Consider the following 5,215-nt stretch of genomic DNA (forward strand, 5'->3'; position numbering starts at 1 on the left):
GGTCAACGTGGCTGTGGGTGATCACCACAGCGACGACCGGTTTCTTGCCGCGGTTTGCATAGTAGAGATCCAGCGCTTCTTTCGCCGGTTCAGCGCTTAACAGCGGGTCGATAACGGTAATGCCCTTCTCGCCCTCAATGATGGTCATGTTGGAGAGATCGAGATTACGGATCTGATACACGCCGTCGGTGACCTTAAACAGCCCGCCAATGTTGATCAACTGTGACTGACGCCACAGACTCGGGTTTACCGTATCCGGGGCTTTTTCACCCTCTTTGACGAAATCATATTTCGCCGGGTTCCAGATAACGTTCCCCTGCTCGCCTTTGATCATGTTTTGCGGCAGCGGGGCGATAAAGCCTTTATGGGCATTTTCAAAGTCGGTTTTATCGGCAAACGGTAATTTGTTATACAGGGCGTTATTAGCCTGCTGGGTTGTAGGAGTGGCATCCTGCGGCTGTACTTCCGCAAACGCGGAAAGCGACAGCGACGTCAACACACCGGCCAGCGCCAGATGTTTAGCGATTATCGTTAATTTCATTAAATGGCCTCATAGATTAATTGCGCCGCCAGCGATATTTAATTGTGGCGGATAATTTTAATGCGAACTCATTGAGGACCATTCTAACCAGAATACCTTCCCTTCATAGTCCCATATGGGACTGGTTATTTATCGATTCGTAATCCGTGGGCAATTGCTGCTATACTCGCTACCATAGCAGACGTTGCGGGGAGAGGCTTAGCGTGAATTTTCAGGATATCCATACCTATTATCAGCAACTCAATATTGGGCAATTTTTTCCGCAAATGCTTTGTGAAGGCGAGGTCTTAACCGTTGCCGCAAATAAAAAACTCACCGTTGAACCTGGCTATATTTATTTCTGTACTGAAGGGTCGCTGACGATATTAATGCCTGATGATGGGCTGAATATTGGCAATACTATTGAGTATATGCCGATCGGTTTAATGGAAAGGTATTGTCCACTGGCGAAGTATGAATATCGCAGCAGTGCCAGGGTGAAACTGGTGAGAATATCCTGGGCCGACTTCGACCAGTTTTTTTTCCAGGGTGGGCCTGAGCGCATGCAGGCGCTGGCCACCATACTGACCTATATGTCGATATTCACCATCGACCTGCATAACGAACGCAGGCAGGTCACCAGCTACCAGACCATTAAACCTATGCTCTATCGCTATCTTTATCGGCAGGAAACCCACACGGGCGAGAATGAGGGTCTGGCGCTGTTTATCATCAAGCGCACTAACCTGTCGCGAACGCATGTCTTTCGCGTGCTGGCGGATCTTAAAGCCGGGGGCTATATCACCATGAAGCGCGGAAAGCTGGTGTCGATAGACCGTCCGCTGCCGGAGGCGTATTAAATTACGCCCCTGAAGCGAATGCTTCAGGGGCTGGCTGATTAACGCACCAGGTGCAGGAAGTGCAGATGTTTTTCATACTGGTCCAGGATATCGTTAATTAACTGCTCCTGGTTCCAGCCCATCACATCGTAATTTTGCCCACCTTCCTTGAGGTAGATTTCTGCCCGATAGTACCGGTGCTGTTCTGCCTGATTCTCATCATTCTCCATGGCCGCTAGCGCGAAGGTCGGCGAGTTATAGCCACGCAGCCTGACTTCATAAATGAAATTCAGCTCATTGCCTAAATCCACCTCAAGGCGAATACGATCGTCCGACGCGTCGCTGATATGGCTCTGCGTTCCCTGCTTATTCAGTTCATCCTGCACCAGCACCATGGCCGGTTTGATCACCTCTTCCATAAAGCGTTTCACCAGGGAGCGTTTAGGTAAGTAGGCGATGTTACGCAGTCTGCGCTGCCACGGAATGGGGTTACGGGCCGCTGTCGGCGCGATCGTGGCCATACTCAGGCTCTCGCGTTTGGTCAAATCGCGTCGGAGCGCCTTCAGCAACCCATAGATTGAGACCAGCAGGATCATCGAGAACGGTAGCGCGCTGGCGATAGTCACGGTTTGCAGCGCACTCAGTCCGCCCGCGAGCAGCAGCGCGATAGCGACTACGCCCATCAGCGCGGCCCAGAAGATGCGCTGCCAGACGGGGGTATTGGCCTCGCCGCCGGACGCGAGGGTATCCACCACCATCGCCCCGGAGTCGGCTGAGGTCACAAAGAAGACGATGACCATCGCCATGGCAATAAATGACAGCACGGAAGAGAACGGGAAATGCTCAAGGAAATTAAACAGCGCCAGCGCCACGTCCTGCTGGACGGTATTCGCCAGATCGGACGCTCCCTTGTTCATGATGAGGTAAATGGCGCTATTGCCGAACACCGTCATCCACATCAGGGTAAAGCCCGCCGGGACAAACAGCACGCCGGTCACGAACTCGCGGATGGTTCTGCCGCGGGACACACGGGCAATGAACATCCCGACAAACGGCGACCAGGACAGCCACCAGCCCCAGTACAGCAGCGTCCAGCCTCCCAGCCAGTTGCTGGATTTCGGTTCATAAGCGTACAGGTTAAACGTCTTGCTCACCAGCTCGGACAGGTATCCGCCGGTATTTTCCACAAAGGATTTCAGCAGGAGTACGGTTGGCCCCAGGCACAACACCAGCACCAGCAGCAGTACCGCCAGCCCCAGATTGAGCTCTGATAAAATGCGAATGCCTTTATCCAGACCGGACACCACAGAAATGGTCGCCAGCCCGGTAATCAGGACGATCAGGATCACCTGCACGGTATCGTTGATGGGCACGCCAAAAAGGTGGTTCAGCCCGGCATTGACCTGTAAAACGCCGTAACCTAACGAGGTCGCCACGCCAAATACGGTGCCGATTACCGCGAAGATATCCACCGCATGACCTATCGGGCCGTAAATACGGTCGCCGATAATCGGATAAAGCGCCGAACGAAGCGTCAAAGGCAGGCCGTGGCGGTAGCTGAAGAACGCCAGAATCAACGCAACGATGGCGTAGATAGCCCAGGCGTGCAGCCCCCAGTGGAAGAATGTCAGCCGCATGGCCTCTTTGGCCGCAGCGACCGTTTCAGGTGTCCCCACCGGCGGGGAAAGGTAGTGCATGACCGGCTCCGCCACGCCGAAGAACATCAGGCCGATCCCCATCCCCGCCGAGAACAGCATGGCGAACCAGGAGTGGTAGCTGAAGTCAGGCTGGGAGTGGTCGGGCCCGAGTTTAATATCGCCGTAGCGGGACAAGCCGAGGAACGTCACACTCATTAAAATCAGCGCGACGGCAAGAATGTAAAACCAGCTGGCGTTGGTGAATATTTGCTGTTGCAGTAGCTTAAAGTTTTTATCGGCAACGTCAGGGAAAATCGCGGCAAAGGCGACAAGAAGGAAAATTAACAAAGCAGATGTGTAAAATACCGCTTTGTTAATCTGGCTTTTGGACTGCTTTGGGATAGTGTCGTTTTCACTCATATAGTGTCTTCCATAAACGCATTGACCGCTCTGAATGAGAGGCGTGATCTGCGTCAGGGTAACAAAATCCCTTTATGGATGCAGGTCTGAAACGTTCAATTATACACTATCCCCAAAGGGTATTTGTTGCGCGTTAACGCATCCCTATGCCATTGCATTATTTCGCAGGCAAGAAATGGTTAATTATCCCGGCCAGCCGACTTGGGCCGTAAGTTCTCATCGAATACCAGCCGTTTGCGGCCGGGCTCTTCTTCCCGCAGCGGCTCTACCTGATGCAGCGTCTGCTTACAGCGATCCACCAACACCTGATACTCCCGCGTGCCCTGCTTTTTCCACTCTATTTCCTGCGCGCTTAGCTCACGAATCGCTTTCGCCGGACTGCCAAGAATTAAGTGATTCGCAGGCATTTCCGCTTTAGCCTTCACAAACGCCGCCGCCCCGACGATGCTGTTTTCGCCGATCGTCGCTCCGTCCATCACCACCGCATTCATCCCCACCAGCGCATTACGGCGGATAATGCAGCCGTGCAGGATCGCGCTGTGGCCGATATGCCCGTCCTCTTCCACCACCGTGTCCTGCTCCGGAAAACCGTGCATCACGCAGTTATCCTGAATGTTCGCGCCGTCTTTCACCACGATCCGGCCAAAATCACCGCGCAGGCTGGCGTTGGGGCCTACGTAAACACCTTTGCCGAGGATCACGTCGCCAATCAGCACCGCGGTCGGGTGAACATAGCTCTCTTCAGGCACGACCGGCGTCAGACCATCAATTTGATAAACAGGCATACCCTCTCCTTATGTGATATTCAGACCACCAAAACGCTGGTGATAAAGCGTGCCGGGCGCGGGCAGCTCGCCGACGGAGGTTTCCCCCTTCTCACTGACAAACGCCAGGGCTCCCGCTGCCACGCGCTGGTAGATGTTAATGCACAGCTGTCGCGCGCTCTGTCCCGCCCAGTGCGCCGGGAGTAACTCCTCCGGCAACAGCGGATCTTTCAGCACCACGCGACGATAAAAATGAATGAGTAACAGCTGGATCTGGAAGCAGCGTTCCGGGGTTAAATCCTCGGGCGACGCCTCTTTCAGCAGCGGCAGCAGCGGACGGAACGAGTTGATAAACGTTTCGTACATCGCGTTTTGTTCGGTCAGCTGCCAGCACTCTTCCACGCGGGATCGTAACGCCGCGCGTGACAAAGCCAGCGGCGAATGAGCTTCAAAGAAAATGACGTTTTCCGCCACGCCCGCGTCATGCAACAGAGACTGCACGTCCGCGAGGTTCTGCGACGGCGAGGCCATCAGGCTCGGCGCCAGCGTGCCGAACCCTTGCCAGATGAGCTGTTTTTTCACGTCCGCGAGCGTGGTTTTATCCAGCCCCTCGGAAAGCAGTAGCAGCCATTTACCATCCCATGCCGGCAGTTCTGCACGGTAGATTTTATTTTCCGCGCGTCGGGTCAAACGCAGCCCCTTGTCGCTGAGACGGTAAAAGCTGCGGCGGCCAATGCGGGACACGTCCAGCCAGCCCTCTTTGTTGAGGCGAAACAGCGCGGTGCGCACAAAGCGCTCCCCGAATCCCATCCCTTCCAGCAGGGCCGCCAGGCTGCCGAGCCAGATCTCTCCGCCGCGATGGGAAAGCGCGTCGCCATACAGCGAGGAGATAAGCGACGTTCCGCTGACGGGAACAGAGCTGACTGCGTGCTGGATAAAGGCATCAAGTTTATTCATGTGATTCATTCTGTTGTTATTTTTTTCCTGGATGAATCATAGCATACGAATCTGGGGTTTCCCCCTCACCCCAGCCCT

At 54.4% G+C, this 5,215-nt stretch carries 5 protein-coding genes; 1 reads left to right on the top strand and 4 read right to left on the bottom strand.

The features are described 5' to 3' along the window. Positions 1–541: MBL fold metallo-hydrolase (locus tag IPZ49_RS11915; protein WP_193762845.1), on the bottom strand; the 541-nt coding region annotated here is incomplete at its 3' end. A gap of 203 nt (positions 542–744) precedes the next feature. On the opposite strand from IPZ49_RS11915, the gene IPZ49_RS11920 reads away from it, so the two are divergent. Beyond that, a complete protein-coding gene (locus IPZ49_RS11920; protein ID WP_022648032.1) occupies positions 745–1,380 on the top strand; it encodes a helix-turn-helix domain-containing protein in 636 nt (211 codons plus the stop codon). A 38-nt stretch (positions 1,381–1,418) separates the two neighbouring features. Here the strand turns inward: IPZ49_RS11920 and IPZ49_RS11925 are convergent, their stop codons facing one another. The 3 genes from IPZ49_RS11925 to paaX all read right to left on the bottom strand — a co-directional run bounded on the left by IPZ49_RS11925 (position 1,419) and on the right by paaX (position 5,146). Next, positions 1,419–3,416, bottom strand: a complete 1,998-nt coding sequence (locus tag IPZ49_RS11925) for a choline BCCT transporter BetT (RefSeq protein WP_023306141.1) — start codon at positions 3,414–3,416, stop codon at positions 1,419–1,421. Between the two features lie 179 nt (positions 3,417–3,595). Next, complete coding sequence (paaY, locus tag IPZ49_RS11930) at positions 3,596–4,201, bottom strand: phenylacetic acid degradation protein PaaY (RefSeq protein ID WP_023300036.1); 606 nt, start codon at positions 4,199–4,201, stop codon at positions 3,596–3,598. Positions 4,202–4,210: 9 nt separating this feature from the next. After that, a complete protein-coding gene (paaX, locus tag IPZ49_RS11935) occupies positions 4,211–5,146 on the bottom strand; it encodes a phenylacetic acid degradation operon negative regulatory protein PaaX (RefSeq protein WP_032622213.1) in 936 nt (311 codons plus the stop codon). Positions 5,147–5,215 lie beyond the last annotated feature (69 nt).

The sequence above is a fragment of the Enterobacter cloacae complex sp. S2 genome (assembly GCF_015159675.1).
In the GTDB taxonomy this organism is placed as follows: Bacteria; Pseudomonadota; Gammaproteobacteria; order Enterobacterales; family Enterobacteriaceae; genus Enterobacter; species Enterobacter intestinihominis.

Coding starts and splice junctions, on each gene's coding strand:
- IPZ49_RS11925 (WP_023306141.1), bottom strand. CDS start 3,416: ATGAGTGAAAACGACACTATCCCAAAGCAGTCCAAAAGCCAGATTAAC.
- paaY (WP_023300036.1), bottom strand. CDS start 4,201: ATGCCTGTTTATCAAATTGATGGTCTGACGCCGGTCGTGCCTGAAGAG.
- paaX (WP_032622213.1), bottom strand. CDS start 5,146: ATGAATCACATGAATAAACTTGATGCCTTTATCCAGCACGCAGTCAGC.